The 25139-nt window shown below is 39.4% G+C and carries 24 protein-coding genes; 10 read left to right on the plus strand and 14 right to left on the minus strand.

Annotated features, from left to right (window positions below; translation table 11 throughout):
* Window positions 1–4 precede the first annotated feature (4 nt).
* The 3 genes from FBD94_RS06165 to FBD94_RS06175 are packed head-to-tail and all read right to left on the minus strand — an operon-like array spanning window position 5 to window position 3359.
* Window positions 5–1870 carry an LTA synthase family protein gene (locus FBD94_RS06165; protein ID WP_136879494.1) on the minus strand — a complete coding sequence of 622 codons (1866 nt, stop codon included), beginning with the start codon at window positions 1868–1870 and terminating at the stop codon, window positions 5–7.
* Between the two features lie 12 nt (window positions 1871–1882).
* Complete coding sequence (locus FBD94_RS06170) at window positions 1883–2560, minus strand: hypothetical protein (RefSeq protein ID WP_131606221.1); 678 nt, start codon at window positions 2558–2560, stop codon at window positions 1883–1885.
* 19 nt (window positions 2561–2579) lie between these two features.
* Complete coding sequence (locus tag FBD94_RS06175) at window positions 2580–3359, minus strand: enoyl-CoA hydratase/isomerase family protein (protein WP_131606220.1); 780 nt, start codon at window positions 3357–3359, stop codon at window positions 2580–2582.
* Between the two features lie 88 nt (window positions 3360–3447).
* Here FBD94_RS06175 and FBD94_RS06180 point away from each other — a divergent pair, with 88 nt between their 5' ends.
* Window positions 3448–4218 carry a phosphatase PAP2 family protein gene (locus tag FBD94_RS06180; protein WP_136879495.1) on the plus strand — a complete coding sequence of 257 codons (771 nt, stop codon included), beginning with the start codon at window positions 3448–3450 and terminating at the stop codon, window positions 4216–4218.
* 29 nt (window positions 4219–4247) lie between these two features.
* Here the strand turns inward: FBD94_RS06180 and FBD94_RS06185 are convergent, their stop codons facing one another.
* From FBD94_RS06185 to FBD94_RS06195, 3 genes are all read right to left on the minus strand, one after another.
* Window positions 4248–6095, minus strand: a complete 1848-nt coding sequence (locus FBD94_RS06185) for a ComEC/Rec2 family competence protein (RefSeq protein WP_136879496.1) — start codon at window positions 6093–6095, stop codon at window positions 4248–4250.
* Window positions 6095–8116 carry a type II secretion system protein GspK gene (locus FBD94_RS06190; protein WP_136879497.1) on the minus strand — a complete coding sequence of 674 codons (2022 nt, stop codon included), beginning with the start codon at window positions 8114–8116 and terminating at the stop codon, window positions 6095–6097. Before FBD94_RS06190 ends, FBD94_RS06185 begins: the two co-directional genes overlap by 1 nt.
* 65 nt (window positions 8117–8181) lie before the next feature.
* Window positions 8182–8517, minus strand: a complete 336-nt coding sequence (locus FBD94_RS06195; RefSeq protein WP_131606214.1) for a MerR family transcriptional regulator — start codon at window positions 8515–8517, stop codon at window positions 8182–8184.
* A gap of 141 nt (window positions 8518–8658) precedes the next feature.
* Here FBD94_RS06195 and alaS point away from each other — a divergent pair, with 141 nt between their 5' ends.
* Window positions 8659–11358, plus strand: coding sequence for an alanine--tRNA ligase (gene alaS / locus FBD94_RS06200; protein WP_136879498.1), 2700 nt, complete (start codon window positions 8659–8661; stop codon window positions 11356–11358).
* An 82-nt stretch (window positions 11359–11440) separates the two neighbouring features.
* Here alaS and FBD94_RS06205 read toward each other — a convergent pair whose 3' ends face one another.
* A complete protein-coding gene (locus FBD94_RS06205; protein WP_131606209.1) occupies window positions 11441–11683 on the minus strand; it encodes a hypothetical protein in 243 nt (80 codons plus the stop codon).
* A 66-nt stretch (window positions 11684–11749) separates the two neighbouring features.
* A complete protein-coding gene (locus tag FBD94_RS06210; protein WP_131606207.1) occupies window positions 11750–12439 on the minus strand; it encodes an SIR2 family NAD-dependent protein deacylase in 690 nt (229 codons plus the stop codon).
* 121 nt (window positions 12440–12560) lie between these two features.
* Between FBD94_RS06210 and FBD94_RS06215 the strand changes: the two genes are divergently transcribed.
* A complete protein-coding gene (locus FBD94_RS06215; RefSeq protein WP_136879499.1) occupies window positions 12561–13094 on the plus strand; it encodes a tetratricopeptide repeat protein in 534 nt (177 codons plus the stop codon).
* Between the two features lie 87 nt (window positions 13095–13181).
* Complete coding sequence (locus FBD94_RS06220) at window positions 13182–13697, plus strand: ExbD/TolR family protein (RefSeq protein WP_136879500.1); 516 nt, start codon at window positions 13182–13184, stop codon at window positions 13695–13697.
* Between the two features lie 9 nt (window positions 13698–13706).
* On the opposite strand, the gene FBD94_RS06225 is transcribed toward FBD94_RS06220, so the two are convergent.
* Window positions 13707–13892, minus strand: a complete 186-nt coding sequence (locus tag FBD94_RS06225) for a YtxH domain-containing protein (RefSeq protein WP_131606201.1) — start codon at window positions 13890–13892, stop codon at window positions 13707–13709.
* A gap of 162 nt (window positions 13893–14054) precedes the next feature.
* Between FBD94_RS06225 and FBD94_RS06230 the strand changes: the two genes are divergently transcribed.
* The 6 genes from FBD94_RS06230 to FBD94_RS06255 are packed head-to-tail and all read left to right on the plus strand — an operon-like array spanning window position 14055 to window position 20760.
* Window positions 14055–16370: a beta-N-acetylhexosaminidase gene (locus FBD94_RS06230; protein WP_136879501.1), complete on the plus strand. Its 2316-nt coding sequence runs from the start codon at window positions 14055–14057 to the stop codon at window positions 16368–16370.
* A gap of 10 nt (window positions 16371–16380) precedes the next feature.
* Window positions 16381–17694 carry a gluconate:H+ symporter gene (locus FBD94_RS06235; RefSeq protein ID WP_136879502.1) on the plus strand — a complete coding sequence of 438 codons (1314 nt, stop codon included), beginning with the start codon at window positions 16381–16383 and terminating at the stop codon, window positions 17692–17694.
* Between the two features lie 11 nt (window positions 17695–17705).
* A complete protein-coding gene (locus FBD94_RS06240) occupies window positions 17706–18179 on the plus strand; it encodes a RidA family protein (protein WP_136879503.1) in 474 nt (157 codons plus the stop codon).
* Window positions 18172–19305, plus strand: a complete 1134-nt coding sequence (locus FBD94_RS06245; protein ID WP_136879504.1) for a D-TA family PLP-dependent enzyme — start codon at window positions 18172–18174, stop codon at window positions 19303–19305. Before FBD94_RS06240 ends, FBD94_RS06245 begins: the two co-directional genes overlap by 8 nt.
* A 3-nt stretch (window positions 19306–19308) precedes the next feature.
* The gene (locus FBD94_RS06250) at window positions 19309–20379 is read left to right on the plus strand and encodes a dipeptidase (RefSeq protein ID WP_136879505.1); all 1071 of its coding nucleotides are present in this window, start codon (window positions 19309–19311) and stop codon (window positions 20377–20379) included.
* Between the two features lie 12 nt (window positions 20380–20391).
* Window positions 20392–20760, plus strand: a complete 369-nt coding sequence (locus FBD94_RS06255) for a YybH family protein (RefSeq protein WP_136879506.1) — start codon at window positions 20392–20394, stop codon at window positions 20758–20760.
* A gap of 64 nt (window positions 20761–20824) precedes the next feature.
* Here the strand turns inward: FBD94_RS06255 and FBD94_RS06260 are convergent, their stop codons facing one another.
* The 5 genes from FBD94_RS06260 to FBD94_RS06285 form a co-directional block, all read right to left on the minus strand.
* On the minus strand, window positions 20825–21547 hold the full coding sequence (locus FBD94_RS06260) for a 3-ketoacyl-ACP reductase (protein WP_131606187.1): 723 nt from the start codon (window positions 21545–21547) through the stop codon (window positions 20825–20827).
* Between the two features lie 143 nt (window positions 21548–21690).
* Window positions 21691–21882, minus strand: a complete 192-nt coding sequence (locus tag FBD94_RS06265) for a cold-shock protein (protein ID WP_084292065.1) — start codon at window positions 21880–21882, stop codon at window positions 21691–21693.
* Between the two features lie 273 nt (window positions 21883–22155).
* Window positions 22156–22953: a heme ABC transporter ATP-binding protein gene (locus FBD94_RS06275; protein WP_136879507.1), complete on the minus strand. Its 798-nt coding sequence runs from the start codon at window positions 22951–22953 to the stop codon at window positions 22156–22158.
* A 1-nt stretch (window position 22954) separates the two neighbouring features.
* Entirely contained in the window at window positions 22955–23998 is a 1044-nt protein-coding gene (locus FBD94_RS06280) for a FecCD family ABC transporter permease (RefSeq protein WP_225874583.1), read from the minus strand.
* On the minus strand, window positions 23995–24831 hold the full coding sequence (locus FBD94_RS06285) for a heme/hemin ABC transporter substrate-binding protein (RefSeq protein ID WP_131606181.1): 837 nt from the start codon (window positions 24829–24831) through the stop codon (window positions 23995–23997). The genes FBD94_RS06280 and FBD94_RS06285 overlap by 4 nt, the downstream gene beginning before the upstream one ends.
* Window positions 24832–25139 lie beyond the last annotated feature (308 nt).

Here is a 25139-nt window from a genome sequence, read left to right on the forward strand (position 1 = left end):
TTTATTAAAGTTCTATAAATTGTCGATATACATTTTGCAAGTATGCTTTCGCATAATCAAGCGTTTTAGAGGTGTGTATAGGATCTTTTTCATTGCTGTTGTACAAGACCATTTTACCTACATTATCAAAAGTAACACATTGCTGGTTATCAATAAAGCCCATTCCATTGTCCCAGCTAAAAAAAGCAAAAGGTTTGCTGTAAGGATTTAATAGGTTTTTACTCCATTCAAATTGCTTTGTCGGTAGATCTAGTTGAGCCAGTAGGGTAGCCGCTATATCAGTCTGACTGCCAATATTATTGAATTTACGACCTTTAAATTCATCTTTAATTACCTCCCCATAAAACAACAAGGGGATATGGTAACGTTGCGGCGTAGAAATATCGTGTATGTTTTTAGGCAGTAAATGTCCGTGATCAGCCACAAATACAAATAGTGTGTTTTTATACCAGGGCTGTTTTTTGGCATTAGTTAAAAAAGCATTGATGCAGGAATCTGTGTAATAGGCTGTGCTTTTAAAGTTGGCTATATTATCGGCTTTGCCAAATTTTGAAGTTCCAGGGAGGTCGTAAGGCTCGTGATTGGTTAACGTAAGGATAGTCGAAAAGAATGGTTGTTTCTCCTTATTTAGGTCCTCAAGCTGTTTTTGAAATACCAATTCATCAAATTTTCCCCAGCGCGATTTCATCTCATTGCCCGTAAAATTGTTCTTATCGATGAGTTTCTGGTAATCATGACTTAGGATAAAGGCTTTGTAGTTGTCAAATTCTGACTCTCCACCATAGTAGAAGGAAGTTTTATAGCCACTTTTGTATAAGGGCTGAGAGATAGCTGGTATCTTTTGCATTTTCTCTGGCCATTTTACAATACTTCCTGTTCCAAGGGTAGGGAATCCGGCGAGTGTAGCGATTAGGCCTTTGTCTGTACGACTTCCCGACGAATAAATTTGACTAAAAAGTACACCTTTGTTAATCAGGCTATCAAAATGTGGGGTAATGCCATTTTCATTGCCTAGAGTTTTGGTAAGGTCGGCCGTAAAACTTTCAATAATAACCAGTACTATATTTGGACGTTTTGTTTGGAGTATGTTGATGGTCGTATCCTTTAACGGACTATACAAAGCTTTAACATCCGCCTCAGCTAGTTTGCTATCCAAGTACTGATAAGGATTGTTTTTGGTCATTTTAGCGGAGATCAAACTTGATATCAGATTCCACTCCGTATTTACTGAGGCATGATTTAATACTTGCTCTTTGGAGAAGTAGGCCCTACTTTGGGTGATTGGAGATACACCCATACCACCTCTGATCAATAGAAAATTTGCCCCCACTAAAACTACACAGAGTAATATTCTAGCCCAAATTGGGTTAGCCGTAAAAGTTAGTTTTCTAGATACGACATAATGCTGAAGGAAAAGTCCTAATGCCGTAAGCAGGATTAATAAAGAAATGGATAAGCCAAGTGGTGAGGAAGCGCTAGATGCCATGGCCTCTTTAGGGGATGAAAATGCAAAACCAAGTGCTTTTGAATTCACCTTGCTACCCCATTCTCTGTAGATGTTGAAATTAACAACAGAAAGGATGCTACAGATCAGTACCAGGATGGTGTTGTAAACTGATACCCATTTTAGTTCTATGATTTTGCGGCCATTTAAAAGCCAATAAATATAACTTAAAAGTGGAATGACGGTAATGTAAGCCGTCATGGATAAGTCTAAGGGGAGGGCGTAATAAAATGTTGCTGCTGTTTCTTTGAAGGAAACAGCAGCAAGTTTTTGATGATTAATGAATATAAATATCAGGCGGTCAATAAAAAAGAATAACAGCCAGAATAAGAAGAAGCGGATAAAAAAAAACAGACTTTTTAACATTTTACTATAGGGTTATCGGCCACCCCTCATAGCTTTTAATTCAGCCATAGTCTTTTCTTCATAACCCTTAGGTATGTCCAAAGAGAAAGGACCAACTTTTCCTTCTTTTACATTTTTTAGCGTGAGCACTGTTTTATAGCCATCTTGTGTATTGGTGAATTTGATAGCTGTACCTTTTAATTCTCCAAACCCACGAGGGTTGGCACCTACAGGTAATTTAATTTCTGTTGTAGCCCATAGTTCATAATCAGCTCCATTATTATCCTTATAGGTATATTTTTCTGCATTGTAACCGGCAATGGTTTGTTTTTCTCCGGTTGCTTTAAACCCTGTGAATTTTAAAGAGCCTGATTGCTGCTCAATGTCTGCTTTTGACATTTTTGCTGCATACTGTTTTTGCATCATTGGAATATCTACAAGGACAAGGGCATTATTGATGGCTCCATCATTAATTATTTTTAACATCGCCATACCCATGTCTACTTGCACTTTAGACATATTTCCATTAAACTCTACTTTACTTTCTGAAGGTAATACAGATGGGTCTACAGCTTTTTTCTGGTCATCAGTTAAAAGGTATTCAACCCCATAAGTGATTGTTCCTGCATCAATTGCCTTTTGGGCTTTAGCTATAATCGCAGTTCCTATTAAAATAATTGCAAGGACTCCTGTTTTGATAGATTTAAACATATTTTAATAATAATTTAGTTTACCAGTTAATTTTCTCTTTGCTGATAAAGGCAGCAACCCCTTTTCTGAAATCTTCACTTTCCCTCACCCGGGCATTGATTCGCACAGCTTCTGACAAGCTTTTATCCAATTCGGGATTGGTGGTTTGTCCGATGAGCTGCTTTGTAACCATTAACGAGTTAGCAGAAGCTTCATTACACAAACTTAATGCAAAATTATTTACATTAAGACTGATATCGGCTTTGTTTGTTACAAAAGTGATCAGGCCATAGTTTAAAGCCTCCTGTGCAGAGAACAAGGCACCGGTAAATAATATTTTTTTGGCGATAGTTTCACTTGTTTTGCGCAGTAAAAAGCAGGAAACAATGGCAGGTACGAAGCCTAGTTTTACTTCTGTATAACCAAAACTGGCCTCAGGTACAGAAAATATAATGTCGCAAACTGTTGCTAAACCACATCCACCAGCAATAGCATGACCTTCAACCTGAGCAATCACTACTTTTGGCAGGTAATAAATTGTGGTAAATAAGTTCTTTAGGTTTTCAGAATCAGCAAGGTTTTCTTCGTAAGTGTTTTGCTGAAGCTGCTGCAGGTAGGCTAAATCGGCACCTGCACTAAATGTGCTACCATTAGCCTTCAATATAACAACTTTAACTTCATCATCTGCCGAAGCTTTTACAAATGCTGCGGTTAGTTGAGCAACCAGTTCAGGGTTTAAGGCATTGCGCTTTTCCGGACGGTTAATAGATATGGTAGCTATACGCTGGCTTATCGAGTATAAAACCAATGGTTCAGTCATACAAATATTCAGTTATTTGACCAAATATAAGATAAGCTTCAGATTTTCTTCATAATTGAGCTATAACTTAGTTTTAAATTTTATGACTATGAGCGCTTCTGGTTATTGTGCGGTATGCCGAAAAATATTTATTGCAGTAGTTTTTTTTTGCTTACCTGGTGTTTGTGTGGCGCAAAGAGAAAGTCTGCGGGATACTATTGAATATAGACCTGGGATTGGCGCTTTTATTGTTCCGGCATCCTTTATTGGTTATGGCTTAGTATCTCTGATGGGAGAAAATGTAGTACGACGACTAGACCATACAACTAAAAATGAATTGCAGGAGGATCATCCTTTATTTGCAGCACATGCAGATGATTATTTACAGTTTGCACCGGCTGTGGCAGTTTATGGCTTAAACGCGGTAGGGATAAAGGGACAACATTCTTTATTGGATGCTACAGGTTTATATCTATTGTCGGCTGCCATTACAGGAGGATCTGTGTTGATTGTAAAGTCGGCCACTCATAGAGAAAGACCAAATGGAGCGGGTTTTAATTCGTTTCCTTCTGGGCATACAGCCAATGCCTTTGCTGCTGCAGAATTTTTAAGACAAGAATATAGAGATATTTCACCTTGGTATGGTATCGCGGGATATGCCGTTGCAACTGCTACTGGGACACTTAGGATGTATAACAATAAGCATTGGTTTAGTGATGTTGTTGCAGGAGCTGGCTTTGGTGTTATATCTACTAAGGTTGCCTATTTCATTTATCCAAAATTAAAAAGATGGGTTTCGGGTAAGGGGGCAATGAATTATAATGTTGTGCCTTCCTATCAGCAACATAGTTTTGGACTCTCTTTTAATGGAACATTTTAGAAAAAGAAGATTCAGATTCAATGATAACCCTAGTTATCTTTTAATTTTGGAGAAACGACTGCTTCTCTGAATTGAATTTGAGTTACTTTAAATTGGTCGAGGGCAGGCTTGACAAAATACTTGAAGGCCTTGCTCTCTGAATTTAAATCTGTAAAAAGAATGGCTTTGTGTGAGTGGATCAGTGCGACTGCGTAATTTTTCTTTAAGGTAAACCTAATTGTGCTTTTTTGATGAAAGGCTAGTAATTTATCATAAGTCATAAAGCTCTGCAGGCCTACAAATAGGGTAACTGCGATAATCAGTGTTTGTTTTTTCGCTTCACTTATTGCCATAATAAATAGCGTTAAGGCTATACAGAGCACAGTTAACTCCATTTTGCTGATCCAGATAGCAGATATACCAGAAAAGGGTAATTTGGCAATTCGATCTAGTCCAAGATTTGTAAAAGTGATGAGCCATTCAAATAGCGGTCCTAAGCTATCTAATTTGAAAAGAAGGATGATGAGTCCGATGTACATTATTAAGGCTGTAGGAAGCGTGATAAATAGGTTGCTGAGTAAAAAGTAGAGCGGGAACATATGGAAGTAGTAAACACTAAAAGGGTAGGTGGCCAGTTGTGCAGCTAAAGACATGGCTATGGTGCTCCAGATTTTATTTATCCATGAGTTTTTTGGATGGAACCAACATTCAATTTTAGGTTGCAGATAGATCAACCCTAAAACAGCAAGAAAAGTAAGTTGGAAACCTACATCCCATATTAGGAAAGGGTTATAAACCAATAAACAGAAAGCAGCAAAAGCAATGATGTTATAACTATTGGTAGTTCTGGTAAATAGCTTGGCTAATATGTATGCCGAAATCATGATTGCGGCACGAAGCACAGAGGGGGAGAAGCCAGTAAGCAGTGTGTAAAACCAAATCAGGCTGAGAATTAACATGGTTTTGATAAGTCTAGTCGGTTTCTTTTTGTCAAGGAAATACAACAGCCAATTCAGTACAAAGTAGATTAGGCCTACATGCATTCCCGAAACGGATAAGGCGTGTATGGTGCCTGTTTTCGAATAAATATCAAGCATTTGAGGACTTAGATCAGCTCTATACCCCAGTATCAAGGTAGATGCAACGGCAAATGCATCGTCATTTTTGATAAGCTTACGGTATACGGCCACTTGCTTTGTCCTTAATTCCAACGCAAACCGAATGAGTTTGTTTCCTGTATTGGTATTTAGCCTGACTAGCTCATGCTGCTTTAAAAAGATTTGATGGTAAATGTTCTGGGTTGCCAGCCATGCTTTGAAGTCAAACTCTGCAGGGTTGAGTGGGGCTGGGATTTCAGTAAATCTGCTGGGTATGATGAGCTCCTCACCATACTTTAAAGTAATTGGATTGGTGCCATTGACGAGGATAGATACCCTTATTTTTCCAGAAGCCCTATGAAAAAGACGAATATCGTGTTTTTTGCTTGTTAATGAGGGTTTTTGGGGAGTGGATTTGGTCACGGTAGCGCTAAACAGAATTATATTTTGTTTCTTTTGAGGTTCTTCTGTAATTCTTATTTTTAGGTATTTTGAATCTTTAAGTGTATAGTAATCAGTATTTATGTGGTTGTTATATGAAATTGAAGATAAGCCACCTGAAACAAATAAGAAGCAATGAAGTATTACTCCGTTAATGCCTATGCGTCGATGAATATTTCGCTTGTTGTAGCTGATGTTAATGATGATTAAGGATGTGAATAAACAGAGGTTAAGGATAAGGAGGTAGTAGAAAAGGAAGTGTGTCTCGCGGCTATAAAAACTAAGTATGCCCAATGCAAATGGGATCAATATCCTTACGAAAACCATGTCAGTTTTGACTATGTTCTTAAGGCTGTCCATTAGAACTGGTATCTAAGCTGTAATTTGACCTCTGTTTTTCTATTTCCTTCTATTTCATCCAGTCCAGTGCCGATGGTTTCTGTATTTCTGTAGATGGAGAGCCCATACTTAAGCCATATGTCAATTTTTTTGAGCGGACGGTATCGGACGTTAATAAAACTCCGGATGCCATTGCCGGAGTAAATCCCAGAACCGGAACCATATAAAACATCATTCTCGTAAGCGTAAATTCTGCTGTTGTATGAGGCGGTTTTGAAATAAGCCAGACGTATATTGCCTGATAATTTGGACGCTGTTGGAGTATAATCCATGTCCGTGTAAACTAATATTCCTGATTCTTTTGGATTTATACCTTTTTGATATTGAGTTATTTCTGTTCTTTGTTGAAAGTTATACTTTTGATTCGGTTTCCAGCTGGCTTCCAGGCGGTAGCTTTGCTTTAGTACTTTTTCCAAGCCATGAAAAATACTACCCGCGTCTGGATTTTGTTGTTTTTGTTCTCTTTTAAATCTCAGTGCAGATTTAAAAGTTTTTCCTCTTTTGTAAGTTAGTTGACTAAGGAGTTCATAGCCGGCAGAAGCCGAATCAACTCGGTACTTTAACCAGGGGAATTTGAAGTAGTCGCCATAGACCGACCAACTCAGGTTGCCCGGCAATAAATAATTCAGGCCCACATACCAGCCTTTTTCATTATTGGTTTCAGCACCTTCGCCAACAGCTCTGCTAAAGAAGTTGTGGTAGTCTTTGTTGTAGCTTCGGTGCAGTAGTACAGCAGATAACTTACGCGAAAGCGTTGCCATAGCGCCATTAACCAAAGCATGCCCCGTGCCGACGCTTTGAGCCAGTTCCCCATAAAAGTAAATATTTCTAAAAGTGTAGTTGTAGTGTAATCCGATATTGGTCAGATGTTTGCCTGTAAAACTATACTTGTTGTACAGTTGTGTCCCAGTAATGAATTGGTGTTGGTAGTTGGATTGATAAGCGACAAATCCGACATTCAGGTTGTCGGTAATGTACTGCAAAGCTCCCCCATACACGATTTGTTTCAGGGATTTTTGGTTTTTAAGTTCTGTTTGAGTCCGATGTAGGCCGCTTATGCCAATGTTAGAAAGCGTAAATTTGTTGTCTGCTGTAGCTTTTAAACTTGCATCAAGTCGTCTGTAGGAAATGAAGGGGCTGAAGTGGATGTTTCTGCCAAGGTTAATGGTGCTTGCTATTCCACGGAAGAAAGAGGATTCGTTAGCTGAAGTATAAGGTTTTAAGCCCACATCTTTGACGGCTACACTGGTCACATCCGGACCTTTGCCAAAAGCAAAGCCCGACCATAGCGTTAGCCCTTGACCGAATTGTAAGCTGTAATCGCCAATAACCAGTTTCTCAACGCGTCCAAGCTTAAATAAGGCTATGTTGGCCGAAAGGTGATCTAATCCTGTGTTGCGGTTGAAAAATCGCTCTCCTGCGTCCTTTTCCATTACCAGCGCGCCGGATAGAATATCATGATAGTTGAATCTATAACGGAGTAATAATTTTTCCGGGCTACCCAGGTATTTACTACCTGGTAAATCCCTAAAGCCCTTTTGTTGTTGGAGTAGGCGCGCGTATCTTAAAATCAGATCATGATTAGCGATATGGGCCAGCTTTTTTAATTTTATCTGCTCGTAGCCTTCTAATGTGCTAATGGTTATGTAGGGGAGTAGCTTGTTGATGGTTTCGGGATCAAAACCAGGTATGGCTTGCAACTCTAAAACGTCTAGGAGTTTAGCGTTTGCGATATAGGCAAAGAAATTGCTGATTTGGAGTGGAGAAAGGAAGATTAGTCCTTTTAATTCTTCCGGAGAGGTTTTATGAAGGTTTATGGGGTGTTTACGGAAGAAGGTTAGCCGATCTGTTAATTCCGACAAGTCTTCCTCTTCAGGTGAGTTTTCGGCAAGGCCCTCGATGATGTCCTTGATCTTTTCTTCTTCCTGGGCTATAGCACTCATTCCACTTTGCAGCAGAAATAGCAAACATAATATTCTCATTTGATCGGCTTAAATTGGCCAAATCACTGTAGAATTTACGGGATAAAAAAATAATTAAGAAATAATTAAATTCCTTCGTTCAGCTTTAGTAAGAAGTCCTTTAACTTCTCAAGTGAAGCGATGATTTTTTGGTTTTCTTTAACCTCACCACTGTTGGTTTTTAAATGCTCTTTAGCACCTTTTAGTGTGAAGCCTTTGTCATCTACCAAATGGAAAATGATTTTTAAATTTTCAATGTCTTCTGGAGTAAATAACCGATTGCCCTTTTTGTTTTTCTTGGGTTGTAACACATCAAATTCCTTTTCATAAAAGCGGATCTGAGATGCGTTTACACCAAACATTTCGGTTACTTCACCCATGGTGTAATACATTTTGTTTATTTCCCTTTCTTTGTAAGGCATATTTTTGTGTTGATTATTAGTTGATTACGGGTTTTATTTAAAGTATTCAAACTTAGGAAAAGTTATGCAAGTATCAATGGGTAGATTGAAAAAAAATATCACAATAATATGTTAATTTTGCTCAAAACAAACAAGAGAAGGATGACAGCTAAGGAAATCAGACAGGCATACTTAAAATTTTTCGAATCGAAACAACACCATATCGTTGCATCTGCACCAATAGTAGTTAAAAATGATCCAACCCTGATGTTTACCAACGCAGGGATGAACCAGTTTAAGGATTTATTTCTGGGCGAAGCCCCTATAAAATACCCACGGGTTACCGATACACAACGTTGTCTTCGTGTTTCAGGGAAACACAATGACCTGGAAGAAGTAGGTATTGATACTTATCACCACACGATGTTCGAGATGCTTGGCAACTGGAGCTTTGGCGATTATTTTAAAAAAGAAGCCATTGCCTGGAGCTGGGAATTGCTTACTGAGGTTTATAAAATACCAAAGGATAAACTTTATGTGTCTATTTTTGAGGGGGATGAAAAAGAAGGCCTTCCAAGAGATACAGAAGCTTATGAGCTTTGGAAGCAATATGTGCCAGAAGAACGCATTATATTGGGTAATAAAAAAGATAATTTCTGGGAAATGGGCGATACGGGACCATGCGGACCATGCTCTGAGATCCATGTAGACTGTCGCCCAGAAGATGAGCGTAAAGCAGTTGACGGTAAATCGTTGGTTAATGCCGATCATCCCCAGGTAATTGAGATTTGGAACAATGTATTTATGCAGTTTAACCGCCTTAAAGACGGTTCATTGCAGCCATTGCCTGCCCAACATGTAGATACTGGAATGGGCTTTGAACGTCTGGTACGTGTATTACAGGAGAAATCATCGAATTATGATACTGATGTTTTTCAACCCTTAATTCAATTTATTGCTGCCAAAGCAGGGATTGAATATGGTAATGATGAAAAAACTGATATTGCAATGCGTGTAATGGCCGATCATATTCGTGCTATTTCCTTTGTGATTGCTGACGGACAGTTGCCTTCAAATAATAAAGCAGGTTATGTAATCCGTCGTATTTTACGTCGTGCTGTACGTTATGCTTATACTTTCCTCAACTTAAAAGATCCGTTTTTAAATGAGCTTGTTCCGGTTTTGGCTGAACAGTTTAAAGGAGTTTTTGAGGAGTTGGCTTTACAGCAGGACTTTGTACAAAAGGTAGTTTTGGAGGAAGAAATATCCTTCTTAAGAACTTTAGCTACGGGCATCCAACGCTTTGATAATTACACTAAAAAGCAAGGTGAACTGTTGATGGCTGATAATGCTATTGAGCTTGAAAAACCATTTGAGGATCAATGGGTGTATAGCATCCTGAAAGACCAGATGGTGATTTCTGGAGAGTTTGCTTTTGAACTACAGGATACTTATGGTTTCCCGATAGATCTGACAGAATTGATGGCCCGAGAGCAACGCTGGATCGTTGATATGGAAGGTTACAATAAAGAGTTGCTTAAGCAAAAAGAGCGCTCGCGTGCAGCCACTGCTATAGATACGGGCGACTGGGTATTGGTTAATCCTGATCTGGAAGTTGAGTTTGTTGGGTATGATGACTTTGAAGCCGAAACGCAGATTATTAAATATCGTAAGGTGATTGCAAAGGGCAAGGAACAATACCAGATTGTGTTGAGCAAAACTCCTTTTTATGCGGAAAGTGGTGGACAGGTTGGTGATACAGGCCGCTTGGAAGATCATAGCCGTCTTTTCTTTGTTGAAATTACTGATACTAAAAAAGAGAACGGCGTAATTGTACATTATGCTGATACTTTACCTGAAGATGTTGAAGGACATTTCTGGGCGGTTATAGATGAAAATAAACGCTTGCTTTCGCAGGATAATCATACAGCAACACATTTACTGCATGCAGCATTGAAAAAGGTGCTTGGAGCCCATGTGAATCAAAAAGGATCATTGGTAAACGCTGATTATCTACGTTTTGACTTTTCGCATTTTGCTAAGGTTACAGATGAGGAGTTGGCTCAGATAGAGCACCTGGTGAACCAGAAAGTGAGAGAGAATATCCCATTGAAAGAGCAACGATATGTGCCTTACGACCAGGCGATCTCAAGCGGAGTAACGGCTTTGTTTGGAGAGAAATACGGTGATCTGGTGCGTATCATTACGTTTGATGATCATTATTCTAAAGAACTTTGCGGGGGTACACACGTTAAGGCTACTGGTCAGATCGGTTACTTTAAAATCATCTCTGAAGGTGCGGTAGCGGCAGGGGTAAGACGTATTGAAGCGATCACTGCTGATAAAGCCGAAGCATTTGTTTTAGATCAAAACAAAGAATTGAATGAATTGCGTGCTTTGTTAAAGGGCAACAAGGATTTAACGTCAGCAGTTTCTGCCTTGATCGAAGAGAATAATAAGTTGAAAAAGGATGCTGAAAAAGCGGTGTTAGAACAGTCTGCTAACCTTAAACATGAAATTGTACATCACCTTAAAACCATTAATGGTATTAATTTGATTGCTACTCATGTTGATCTACCTAATGCAGATGCGGTTAAGAATCTGGCATTTGCCGTAAAGGATATGGTTGATGACTTATGTTTAGTATTTACGACTCTGATTGATGATAAACCGGGGATTACCGTAATGTTGTCAGAAAATCTAGTAAAAGATAAAGGCTTGAACGCTTCGAATATAGTACGAGAATTGGCTAAAGATATTCAAGGTGGTGGCGGTGGACAGCCTTTTTATGCTACAGCTGGTGGTAAGTATAAAGATGGATTGAAGCTAGTTCTGGAGAAAGCTCAGGCTATTTTAGCTTAAGGCGCAATTGGTATTTTATTTAGCCTTTCAGTAAAGAGATACAAAATCTATTTATTGAAAGGCTTTTTTTATTGTTTCTTTATTATTGAGCGTTCTTTAGATATACCTCTAGGATGTTTTTTAGGTAGATTTCAGGCTTAGGCATCGTAATGATAGTGCCAGGTTCTTTATCCTGAGATTGTTTGATGTAATTGGCTTTAATCTTTCCCCAGTCTTTCGAGTAAAGTTGAATAAACATGTCAACAAACTGTTTATCAGTATAATCTTTTGGAAGTTTACTAAGCACAACTTCAATTTTCTCTTCTTTTTTATGTAATACTGCCATGAGGATCTTTTAATGTTGCTCCAAAGCTACAACAATTTGTGGTATAATCAGAAATGGTTGTTTTAACTACTTGCGGGCTAAAAGCTCTTCAACCATCATTGGAACCCCAATGGTAGCAGGTTGTTCAATCTTTTTTAGCTGATTGCTACCTGATATTGCTGGTATATTTACATCAACCACATACCTAATTGTTGATTTTGGTACATATTCTGTTAAGCCAGCTGCCGGGTATACCTGTAAACTCGTGCCTATGACGGCAAATACATTCGCTTTACGACAAAGTCGGGTAGCGATTGTCATATTGGGTACAGCTTCACCAAACCATACCACGTGTGGTCTCAACGGTTTTCCGTGGGCACAAAGGTCCGTAAAACGCAGCTCCCAGCCAGATATAGGGTAGGTTAAGTCTGGTTCAATATCCGATTGTGAGCGGGTAATTACCCCATGTAAATGCAGTACGTTTTTTGATCCGGCACGTTCATGTAGATCATCAATATTTTGAGTAATGATTTGAACATTGTATTTGTCCTGCAGTCTGGCAAGTGCCTTATGTGCCTCATTAGGTTGTGCTTCCAGTACTGATTTACGGCGCTCATTGTAAAACTGTTGCACCAGTTCCGGGTTACGCAACCAGGCTTCGGGGGTAGCAACGTCTTCGATGCGATAATTCTCCCATAAACCATCCGAGTCTCTAAATGTTTTGAGCCCACTTTCTGCACTAATTCCAGCACCTGTTAATATGACTATGGTTTCCATTTTTACAATTTTATAGCGAATATAATCAACTGTATTTTGGTTTCGATACCGTTTAATGGCGCATTTATCATCAATATGGCTAAGTGTTTTTTTTATTTCAAAAAAAGTATACCTTTATTATATGATTAAATGCCTCTCTTTTATGTTGTTAGCAACGATTTTTTCCTCTTGCGAGTGGAGCTCAGCATCTTCAAGCTCCGCTGTCCCTATACCACTGGTAAGGAAAAAAATAGCCTATAAAAAATGGTTAGAAGTGGCCAGGGAAGATTTCAGACTCTCTCCGAAATATGGTAATGGTGTTAAAATGCAAGAACAGATCAATGCTGATCAAAACTTTTTAAAGACGGTCATAGCGAAGGCTGGTACTTCAGACTCTGCATCTAATCACTATTTTATGAAAGCATGTGATTACCTCAGTTATGGTGATTTGCAAACTACTATGTACAGGCTTAATCAGGCATGGATGTTAAATCCCAAAAACCCAAATGTATATAGGGGGTTCGGATGGGTTTACAATCATTTGGAAGAATATCAATTGGCTCTTGAGCAATTTAATGAAGGCTTATCTTTTGATCCCAAAAACAAAGAACTCCTTTTTGAGAAATCAATTGTCGAAAAAAGGCTTAAAGAGATAAATCGGGCTACTTCTTTGTAAAATCACCTATTATATTTGCCTTAATATATCCAGTTATGGAATTTGGCTTTCATGTGCATCATCTTTTTGAACTTAAAACAAAAGATTATGGCCGAATTAAGCGTTTCCTCGAACAGAAGAGCGGTTCCTAAAGTTGATTTAACCGCTATGGTTGATCTTGCATTTTTACTGATTACCTTTTTCATGCTCACCACATCATTATCTAAACCAGTAGCAATGGATGTGGTAAAGCCAGATGAGCCCATTGTGGATATACAAGAACCTGTTCCTGCTTCCCGTTCAATGACTATTTTGCTTGGCAAAAATAATAAAGTAGCCTGGTATATGGGGGAAGCTGGCAAAAGCCAGCCTGTTATTGAAGGATTTGAAGGGATAAGACAATCTATTTTGAAAAATAAGCTGAAAGTCGATGCTGCAAATGCCAATAACCCTAAAAAGTCTCTATTTGTGATCATTAAACCCACAACAGCAGCGAACTACAAAAACTTTGTAGATATTTTGGATGAATTAAAAGTAGCTGGCATTACCGCTGCCCCTGCAATAGATGATGATCATATTACTAAGGAGGAGCAAGATTTTATGAAACAGCAGCAGCTACTTTAGTAGCTGCTTTTAATACCGCTGACGTTCAAACTCTGCTTTCAGCTCATCTTTGACGCTTTTGGCTTTTTCCATCCATTCAGGAGCTTTATCTTTAAGGTCGTCTACTAAGGAGCGGCCATTGATGTCTTTTTTTGTGATATATTTAATAGCGCCGTATACTGCGGCGCCTATTAATGCTGTTTTTAATAGTCCCATGTTTTAGAGTTTGATATAACTGACAACAAGTCAGATTGATAAAAGTTTAAATTTACTTATTGAAAAATATTATTTTCAACGGTATACTATTGGAAAATAATATTAAAATGCTTTTGGCTACTCATTTTTTTTTATACTTTGTGCTGCCAAATAGATCGAATAATGAATAGAACGCTCTGCTACTCAGTTGTTTTCTTGATTTTTACGCACGCTACTGTGTTTTTAAGGGCTCAAGATGTAAATGGTCAATTCCCATTAATTCCTTATCCAGCTTTTATTCAGTCAGATGTAGGCGCATTTCAACTTAGTAAAACTACTTTACTAGACTTTGATGAAGCAATGGAAGCGAAGGATGTTGAAGGCTTTCGACAACAGATTCGTTCATTTTTAGGGTATAGTCTGGGAAAGACAAAAATAAAAGCCCCTGCTGGAAATTATATCCGATTTAAGATTGATCGTCTTCATAATGAGTATGATAGTGTGTTGAAAAACGCAGAAGGCTATACCTTAATCTGTACTCAAAATAACATAGAGGTTAAGGCTTCAACGATTAAAGGATTGTTCTATGGCTTGCAGTCCCTTACTCAGCTTATTCAAAAATCAAGTATCGGTATTTTTAGTATAAAAGCTTGCAGCATAAAGGATTATCCACGTTTTGCTTATAGAGGGATGCATCTGGATGTAAGTCGTCATTTATTTCCAGTTCATTCACTAAAGAAGTGGATTGATCTGTTGGCTCTATATAAGATTAACACCTTTCACTGGCATTTAACGGATGATCAGGGCTGGAGAATTGAAATTAAAAAATATCCTAAATTACAGTCTGTCTCTGCTTATCGTAAGGAGACTATTGTTGGACATAAACGAGCTGATCCGCATGTTTTTGATGGAAAGTCTTACGGTGGTTATTATACGCAGGAAGAGGTAAAAGAGGTGGTTCGCTATGCGATGGAAAGACATATTACTGTTATCCCAGAAATTGAGATGCCAGGCCATGCACAGGCCGTACTTGCAGCTTACCCTGAACTTGGTTGCACCGGTGGTCCTTACGAGACTGCTACTTTCTGGGGTGTTTTTGAAGATGTTTTTTGTGCGGGTAAAGAGCAAACTTTTACGTTTTTAACTGGGGTAATAGATGAAGTTTTAACACTTTTCCCTTCATCCTACATTCACATCGGGGGGGATGAATGCCCTAAAACAAGATGGAAAGTATGCCCTAAATGTCAAAATCGTATTAAATCCGAACATTTAAAAGATGAACATGAACTGCAAAGTTACTTTATCAGAAGAATGGAAAAATATTTAGAAGGTAAAGGACGAAAAATAATAGGCTGGGATGAGATCTTAGAAGGTGGATTAGCGTCATCAGCAACAGTAATGAGCTGGCAAGGCTTGGAAGGCGGCATTGCTGCAGCAAAAATGAAGCACGATGTGATCATGAGCCCTGAGAAGTATGTTTATCTCGACTATTATCAGTCCTATCAGGATGATGAACAAATTGCAGCAGGAGGTTTTACGCCATTAAGTAAAATATATGGATACGAACCTGTGCCTGAAGTGCTCAATGAAAAGGACGCTGTTTATATCAAAGGTGTTCAGGCGAATTTGTGGTCCGAATATGTAAATACACCAGAAAAAGCGGAGTACATGATGTTTCCGCGGATAATTGCCTTAGCAGAGATAGCCTGGACTCAGAAAGACTTAAAAAACTACGAAGGGTTTTTAACGCGACTAAGGCCGCAAAGTAAAATGTTACAGCGACTTAAGGTTAATTATTTTAAAAATTACGACGAAATAATAGGAAATTCCCAACTAATTAATGGCAAATCAACCTTATCGTTGCAAACAACTCTACCTAAAGGCACCATTAGGTACACCACCAATGGTAAAGTGCCGGGGATAAAAAGTTTAGTTTATAAAAAACCATTAGTTATTGATCGTACACAGCAAATTAAGGCAGCTGTCTTTAATAACGGAGCCGTCGTTACACCTGTGTTTAAAAAGGATTTTACTATTAGTAAAAGTACAGGGAAAAAGATCACTTTAACTTATCAACCAAAAGGTAACTATGCGCCTAATGGAGCAGCTTCGTTAATAAACGGCATCAGTGGTAGCCAATTATACAATGATGGTGAATGGAGTGGTTTTAGTGGAGAAAATTTGGAAGCTGTGATTGATTTGGAGCAGCAGCAACAAATATCTCAGTTAAGTATAAACATCTTAAAGCATCATTGGCAAAGGATGTGGGAACCCGACTTGTTAAAATTTGAAGTCTCTGCAGATGGTACAAACTATACTGAAGTCTATAAACAAAGCAGCTTTATAAAAGAGGGCATCAATGAAATTAGGGTTACAATTAAGCCTGTTGAGATTAGATATGTTAAAGTTACCGCAATAAATAAGGGGATTATTCCTAAAGGAGGATATGGTGCGGGTGGAAAAGCCTGGTTACTGGCTGATGAAATTTTTATTAATTAATTTATTTAGCATGACCATTATTATCGTTCTATTGTGCATTATCTTGCTGATTGTTCTGATTTCGGCCTTTAAAGTCAATACATTCATCTCCTTTCTTATCGTATCGATACTTGCTGGTATCTGGCTAGGCATTCCAATAAACAAGGTTTCGAGCTCTGTTGAGAAGGGAATGGGGGATGTATTGGGCTCATTGGCAGTGATACTTACGGTCGGTGCCATGATGGGTAAACTCGTTGCTCAGAGTGGTGCTGCTCAAAAAATAGCGTCGTCCATGATGCAGTTGTGCGGAGAAAAATATATACAGTGGGGAGTAGTCGCTACCGGCTTTCTGATAGGTATTCCCCTGTTTTACGGAATAGGTTTCGTGCTCATGGTACCTTTAATCTTTTCTATCGTTTATAAGTACAAACTACCCGTCATTTATATCGGCTTACCCATGTTGGCTGCATTGTCCGTTACCCATGGCTTTTTGCCACCTCACCCTTCGCCTTCGGCTTTGGCTATACAATTTAATGCGAATATGGGATTAACCTTATTGTATGGATTAATAGTGGCCATTCCTGCTATCGTGATAGGTGGACCTATTTTCTCCAGGGCATTAAAAGGTATTCCTTCTAAGCCCTTAACCGCTTTTGTCTCTGCTGATCTACCTGAGGCAGAACTACCGGGTGCATTTAATAGTTTCTTTACGGCGCTTTTGCCTGTATTGCTTTTAATCGGCGCAACTGTATTTACACTTTCTCCCGATCAAGATCCTGCGCTTGTCCATTTCTTCGCTTTCGTGGGGAGCCCGACCATTGTGATGTTAATCGCCCTCGTTGTTGCGACTTTCAGCCTGGGCGTTTTTCAAGGAAAGAAGCTAGTCGATATCATGAATATTTATATAGAAGCGATTAAAGATGTAGCCATGATCCTGTTAATTATTGGAGGCTCAGGTGCTTTAAAGCAGGTTTTGGTAGACAGTGGAGTGAATGGACAAATTGCAACGCTTTTAAAGGATATGGATATGCAACCTTTATTTCTTGGTTGGTTAATTGCCGCAATAATTCGTTTTTGTGTAGGCTCTGCTACTGTGGCTGGATTAACAACTGCGGGAATTATCTTACCTTTAATGGTATCTGCTCATGTAGATCCTAACCTAATGGTGTTGGCTGTTGGCGCAGGTAGTTTAATGTTCTCACATGTAAACGATGCTGGTTTCTGGATGTTTAAAGAGTATTTTAATTTAAGTATGATAGATACTTTTAAATCATGGGCCGCAATGGAGTCTATTGTTGGGGTTGTAGGGCTGGCGGGGGTACTCTTATTAAATCAATTTATTTAAATGATATAGCTATGGAAACTTTTAATGCAGACGAGCAGTTTGATAAATTAGGATTAACCTTACCACCGGCACCAAAGCCTTTGGGGGTTTACAAACCGTTTTTAATTGATGGTAAGTATCTTTATTTATCTGGTCATGGACCTGTTAACGATGATAAAAGTCTAATGATTGGACGCATCGGTGTCGACCTTGATAAAGAAGACGGAAAACTAGCAGCCAGACAGGTTGGCTTAACTATGCTGTCTACCATAAAGACAAATCTAGGTAGTTTAAACCGGGTAAAAAGAGTAATAAAGGTGTTAGGAATGGTAAATTGTTCTCCTGATTTTGAAAAACATCCCTTTGTAATTAATGGCTGTAGTGAGCTTTTTGCCCAGGTGTGGGGCGAAGAAAATGGTATCGGCACCCGGAGCGCAGTTGGTTTTGGTTCGTTACCAGACAATATCCCTGTCGAAATAGAAGCTTTATTTGAACTCCATGACTAGCGTTGAAAGACCTTCAGAACGAGATTGGTTTAAGATAAATAACGTAAATGAGCTCGATTCTCCGGCTTTGGTTTTTTATCCCAATCGCATTGCAGACAATATAAAACTGCTATTAAACAGCATTGATACGGTAAATAGATTGCGTCCCCATGTAAAAACACATAAATCGGCAGAGGTCACCACATTAATGATAAATGCGGGAATCACTAAGTTTAAATGTGCCACAATTGCCGAAGCCGAGATGTTGGGTCGTTGTGGAGCTGCCGATGTCCTCCTGGCTTATCAGCTAGTTGGCCCAAAAATAAACAGGTATTTGTCACTTGTAAGCGCTTTTCCGTCCACAAAGTTCTCATCCTTGGTTGATAACGCATATTCATTAAATGAGCTTTCTCAGGCAGCCAAGCATGCCGGTTTGGAGATCAACGTATTTCTGGATTTGAATTTAGGTATGAACAGAACCGGGATATTGCCAAATGAAAATGCTCTTACTCTTTATCGGGAAATGAGTGTTAAGGAGGGGATTAAAGCAATCGGGCTACACGGCTATGATGGACATATCCACGATAGTTCATTAGCAGAAAGAAAAGCACGTTGGCAGCTGGCCTGGAATTCCATTAATAATTTAAAAGATCAGATAATAGCTAATGGTTTACCTGCCCCCATAATAGTTGCGGGTGGTTCACCAACCTACCCCTTTTATGCCGAACTAACCGATGTAGAATGTAGTCCAGGCACTTTTGTGCTATGGGACAAAGGTTATCATGATGCCTGTGCCGAGCAAAAATATGCTGTTGCTGCAGTTTTAATTACCAGGGTAATTTCTTTGCCAGATCAGACCAAAGTGAGTCTGGATTTAGGACATAAGTCTGTTGCTGCAGAGAACGTATTGGCTAAAAGAGTATACTTTTTAAATGCACCAGAGGCTAAAATAATTGGACAAAGCGAGGAACATCTGGTATTGGAAATGCCTAAGGGACATGGTCTGAAAATAGGAGATGTTTTGTATGGCATACCCATTCACATTTGCCCAACTGTAGCCTTGTACGACTTTGCTGCAACGGTAGAAGAGCACAAGGTTGATGGTGCCTGGGAGATTATTTCAAGAAAAAGAAAAATTAATATATAGTCTATGTTTGCAATCGATGCCCATTTGGATTTAAGTATGAACGCGTTGGAATGGAACCGTGATCTAACGCTACCAGTTTCTTCCATCAATAAAAGAGAAGAAGGATTAAGGGATAAGCCTGATAGGGCTAAATCAGTTGTTTCCTTGCCAGAACTGAGAAAAGGGAAGATTGGATTGGTTGTGGCTACTCAGATTGCACGTTTTGTAGCGCCAGGAAATAATTTGCCAGGTTGGCACTCGCCGGCACAAGCCTGGGCGCAGACTCAGGGACAGCTTGCCTGGTATAAAGCCATGGAGGAAGCAGGAGAGATGGTACAGATTAATAGTCTGGAGATCCTGGAAAACCATCTGGCTTTATGGAAAACAGACATTGATGATACTAAGAAACCAATTGGCTATATCTTAAGTCTTGAAGGTGCAGATTCTCTGATAACCGTCCATCATTTAGAAAAAGCGTATCTCAGTGGATTAAGAGCTGTAGGCCCGGCACATTACGGGCCGGGAAGATATGCTCAAGGTACAGATGCAACGGGGTTTATGGGGCATAAAGGGCAAGAGCTATTAAAAGAAATGGAGCGGTTGAATATCATTTTGGATGCTACGCATTTATGCGATGATAGTTTTTGGGAAGCTTTGGCGCATTTTAATGGACATGTATGGGCTTCGCACAACAATTGTCGTGCTTTGGTAAACCATAACCGTCAGTTTAGTGATGAGCAAATTAAGGTATTGATAGATAGAGGTGCGGTTATAGGTGCTGCTTTAGATGCCTGGATGATGGTGCCTGGCTGGGTTCGCGGAAAGTCCGATCCAAAAGCCATGAATTGTAATCTTGAGGTGATGATAGATCATATAGATCACATTTGCCAGCTCGCAGGAAACGCGAATCATGTAGGTATAGGCTCGGATTTGGATGGTGCTTTTGGAAAAGAGCAATGTCCTTACGATCTGGAAACTATTGCAGATCTTCAAAAAATCCCTACATTGTTCAAAAATCGAGGGTACTCAACTGCTGATGTTGAAAATCTGATGCATGGCAACTGGCTTCGTTTTTTAAGAAAAGCGTGGGGATAGAAATATTATTTAATGAATTCAACAGATACTTTATTAATTAAGCAAGCGAGGCTTGATTCAAACAGTTGTATAGCGAAAAAAGACGTAGATGGCGTCTCCAAACACTGGATGAAAGATTTTGTGCAGATTGCCGGAGACGGTAGTTACACCATTGGGAAAGCTGAAATTGCTGCCGATTGGAAATATATGTTTTCAAACAGTAGCCCATTGTTTGAGCGGATTCCTGACACCATCACCATAAGTAAGGGCGGGGATACTGCATGGGAAAGTGGTACGTGGAACTATAAAAATGATAAATATCATGGTAATTATGCCGCTACCTGGCGTAAAATAAATGGAACTTGGTTAACGCAGAACGAACTTTACGTTTCTTTGAATTGATTAGCCAAATGATGTAAATAAGCTAAAAAAACAGAAAAGCCGCATTTGCGGCTTTTCTGTTTTTTTATGGGTTTGTAGACCAAAGACTAACATCTTTTACCAATGCGCGGTTTGGAAGTTTTAAATGCGCAACCAGTAGTTCAGCAAAATCTTCTGGTTGAAGCGTTGAGTCTGGATTGCCATCTGTAAGCTTATTGGCTAGCGCCAGATCAGTAGCAATAGTACTTGGAGTGAGCGTAAATACACGTACGTTAGACTTTCTTGCTTCAAACATCAATGATTCTGATAAGCCGATCAGTCCAAACTTGGATGCACTATAAGCACTTGTTAAAGGAGAACCTTTAAGTCCTGCTGTCGAAGAAACGTTAACAATATCACCACTCTTGCGTTCCAGCATTTGGGGCAAGATTTGTTTAATAAAGTAGTAAGGACCAAATAAATTGGTTTTTACAATACTTTCCCAGTCGCTGACTTCCAGCTCCAGAAATTTGCCAAATTTGGCAATACCAGCATTGTTTACCAGGATATCTATGTTGCCGATTTCAGCTGTAATTTTTGCACAGGCAGCAGCTACCTCATCAAGGTTAGCCACATCTGCTGTTGCATACACGACTTTAATCGCAGGATTAATTTGTTTGGCTTGCGCACTTACCTTTTCAAGATCACTTGCCGTTCTTGATACCAAGGCTAAGTTTACACCCTCTTTTGCAAGTGTAAGTGCTATTGCTTTACCTAAACCTTTACCGGCGCCAGTAATCAGCGCTGTTTTGTTATTTAGAGTTTCCATATATGTAAATGTATTAATATGATGAAGCCGCTCGATAGAAACAGCCTCTTTGGCAAAATTACAAAACGGGATGCAATTTAGGGCTCAAAAAAAAACATCCACCTGTTAGGGTGGATGTTTTTAACAATTTATAAATATTTTGATTAGCTAATCTTAACATTAATTGCGTTCAAGCCTTTTTTACCTTGCTCGATGTCATAGCTTACTGAATCATTCTCACGAATGCTATCGATTAAGCCAGATGAATGAACAAAAATTTCAGCGTCACCATTAGCTGGTACGATAAATCCAAAACCTTTTGTCTCATTGAAGAATTTTACTGTTCCTTGTTGCATTGTATTATTATTTAAATATTTAACAAAGGTAATGTAATTTATTGTAAATCAAAATATTATTTATTGATGTGACTGATTGCTAGCATAAAGGCTAGCTTAAACGTTCCACTATTTGATCACCCAATAGCCCAACGCAAGCCATATCAAGCCTTTAATCAGGAAAAAGAGGAATCCCCATACCCCAACTTTTCTCAGCCATTTTAATAATGCTGTTTTTTTTTCGGATGTAGATTTGGTGGTCATAATGCAAAAATAGTTGATTTACAGATAAAATTATTGCGAATTTATATTTAGTGAAACGTTCCTTGGAATAAAAAAGTGTTTCAATGTTCTTGGGTTGGTATACACGTCTGAGTTGATTTCAAACACGTCATAAATATTTTTGGAGCTTAATACTTCGGCGGCCGTACCATCATACCACTTCCTGCCATTTTTTAGCATAATAATGCGGTCGGCATACTGCCCCGCCAGATTAATGTCATGCAAAATACTAACCACCATAAAGCCTCGTTTGCTTAGCATTTTGGCTATAGCTAATGTTTGCTGCTGATATTGTAAATCTAAACTGGCTACAGGTTCGTCCATGAGCAACAATGCATTGGGCACATCCCAGATCTGAGCAAGCACTCTAGCCAGCTGCACCCTTTGTTGTTCGCCGCCTGATAATGTTAAGTAAGAACGGTCTGCAAAGTCGATAACACCGGTCAGCTCCATTACCTGCTGTGCTATTTCTATGTCTTTTACTGCGGGACTGTTGCTATAATGCGGATATCTGCCCATCATTACGATCTCCATGACCGTAAAAGCCATATTTACGATGTTCTGCTGGTTAAGCACACCACGTTTTAAGGCAAGTTCTGCAACCGTATACGCAACGATTTCTTTTCCATGTAGTTGTATGTGGCCACGCGTAGGCATTTTCTCTCCACTTAGCAGGCGGAACAAGCTCGATTTTCCTGCTCCATTGGCACCAAGAATAATGAGCAGTTCACCAGGACGGATGCTAAAAGAAATATCCTTTACCAGCGATCTTTTACCTATTTCAAATGTCAACGAATCAGCGATCAGCATTTTATAAAACGAGTTTCTTTTTATCCTTAATTAAAATATACAAAAACAGAGGGGTACCCAGTAAGGCTGTGATTACGCCAATTGGGAGTTCAATAGGGGCAATGATGGTTCGGCACAACATATCCGCCAGTGTAAGCATTAATGCACCAAGCAGGGCAGATGCCGGTAGCACATGTTTATTGTCTACACCTATAAAGAGCCGGATGGTATGTGGTACAAGTAAGCCTACAAAACTAATGATACCTGAGACTGCTACCGCTGCGCCAACGCCCATGGTGGCCAGTACGACTACATTTCTTTTGATCTGGTTTACTTTTAAGCCAAGTTGTGCCGCTTGTACTTCACCCAGTGAAAACGCATTTAGGGCTTTACCCATGCGCGGCAATAACAACACCGGAATTAAAACAAAAGGCGCTATGGCCAGTACTGTTTCCCATGTAGCTCCGGCCAGACTGCCTAACATCCAAAATGTAATGTTCCGCAATTGCTGATCATCTGCTATATAGGTGATCAATCCTGTTAATGCACCAGCCAGCGCATTGATGGCAATGCCTGCGAGTAGCATCGTGGCTACATTTGATTTACCATCCGTACGCGAAATTTGGTAGACCAGCATCGCGGCTATTCCGGCACCACTAAAAGCACCGAATGCCAGTAGATAATAACCCAATAGGTTACTTAGACCAGCAAATAGTGCTACTTCAAGCACAATAATAATAACTGCCATCAGGGATGCCCCGGCAGAAATCCCGATCAATCCCGGTTCTGCCAATGGGTTTCTAAAAATGCCCTGAACAGCAGTTCCCGAAATGCCAAGGGCTGCGCCAACCAGCAGACCCATTGCTACGCGGGGCAGACGTACAATATTTAAAACACCTTCATATTGGGCTGAGACGGGGGTATCGGCAAACAATCCAATTTTTTTTGAAAGTATGATTAATACCTCTTTGATAGGGATTTTAACGGCACCTAAGCCCATCGAAAAGGCTGACGCTATAAATAAGGCAATGATTAATACAAGGTATAACAATACTTTTTTACTCACCACTTGTCATTTAGTTGTGTAATTGCCTGGGCTAGTCTGGTCGAAAACCCCGTTAATAGCTCCCCGTCCATTTCTACTATCCTTTTGTTTTTACCGGCATTGGTTAAGGAAACGCCTGGCATTTTTAAGATGCTTGCAGCTCCACCAAGACTTTTATAGCCGAAATCGAACATAAGTATGATGTCTGGATTAGCATTTACCAAAGATTCAGTAGTATACGGTTTAAACTTAGAGAATCCCTGAGCTGCATTTTTGCCACCGGCCAATTTAATGATTGCATCAATATTTGTGTCTTTACCGGCTACCATCATTACTCCGGTTCCTCGGGCATAAATAAATAATACTTTAGGCGATTTCGGATTTTCCTTTACAAGGGCTAGTGCCTTATTTACTTCAGGTTCAGTTTTCTTAACCAGTTCTTCGCCTTTTGCAGTAGCACCAAGAGCGGCAGCCACTTGTCTGATGAAGGTAGATGCTCCTTTAGCGGAAAACTCCTGTTTAAGGATGACCACCTTAATACCTGCAGATTTTAATTGAGATTCGGTCGCTTTCGATAGCCCTCCTTCAGGGGATAAAACAAGATCAGGACTAAAAGAGATGAGTCCTTCTGTAGATACGGTCCGGTTCTGGCTTACTTTAGGAAGCTTGCTTGTGTAAGCAGGGTAGGTGCTGGTCACATCAATGGCCACGATCTGTGGACCAAAACCTAGCGCATCAACTGTTTCGGTAAGCGCAGCACTAAGCGTGATGATTCGTTTTGGGGCAAAACTTGCGTTGGTAGATACGCTGTAGCCCAGTAAAATCAGTAGTAAAATGTATAAGGATTTCTTCATATTATAATTGTATTAGGTATTCTATAACGATGCAAAGGAAGCTTTAATTAAAATGATTCCAAATAGCTTAGCTTGGATTGTCGGTATCGGTATTTTATCATTTTCAAAGTTTTACTTTAGCATGTGTTTATTTTTTTTAGTTTCTATCTTGTTGTTTATTAGTTTTTTAATGTGTTGTGTTTTCTGTGGTCTCCTCGCGCTATCCAGTTAGTTATCCAATGAGATAATCCCGATTTCGTTAATTCAATCCCGAAATAGTCAAAAATAATCCCCCTCACGTTGCTTGATTATTGGCAAATGTAAGCATA

This window comes from Pedobacter hiemivivus (assembly GCF_005144565.1).
In the GTDB taxonomy this organism is placed as follows: domain Bacteria; phylum Bacteroidota; class Bacteroidia; order Sphingobacteriales; family Sphingobacteriaceae; genus Pedobacter; species Pedobacter hiemivivus.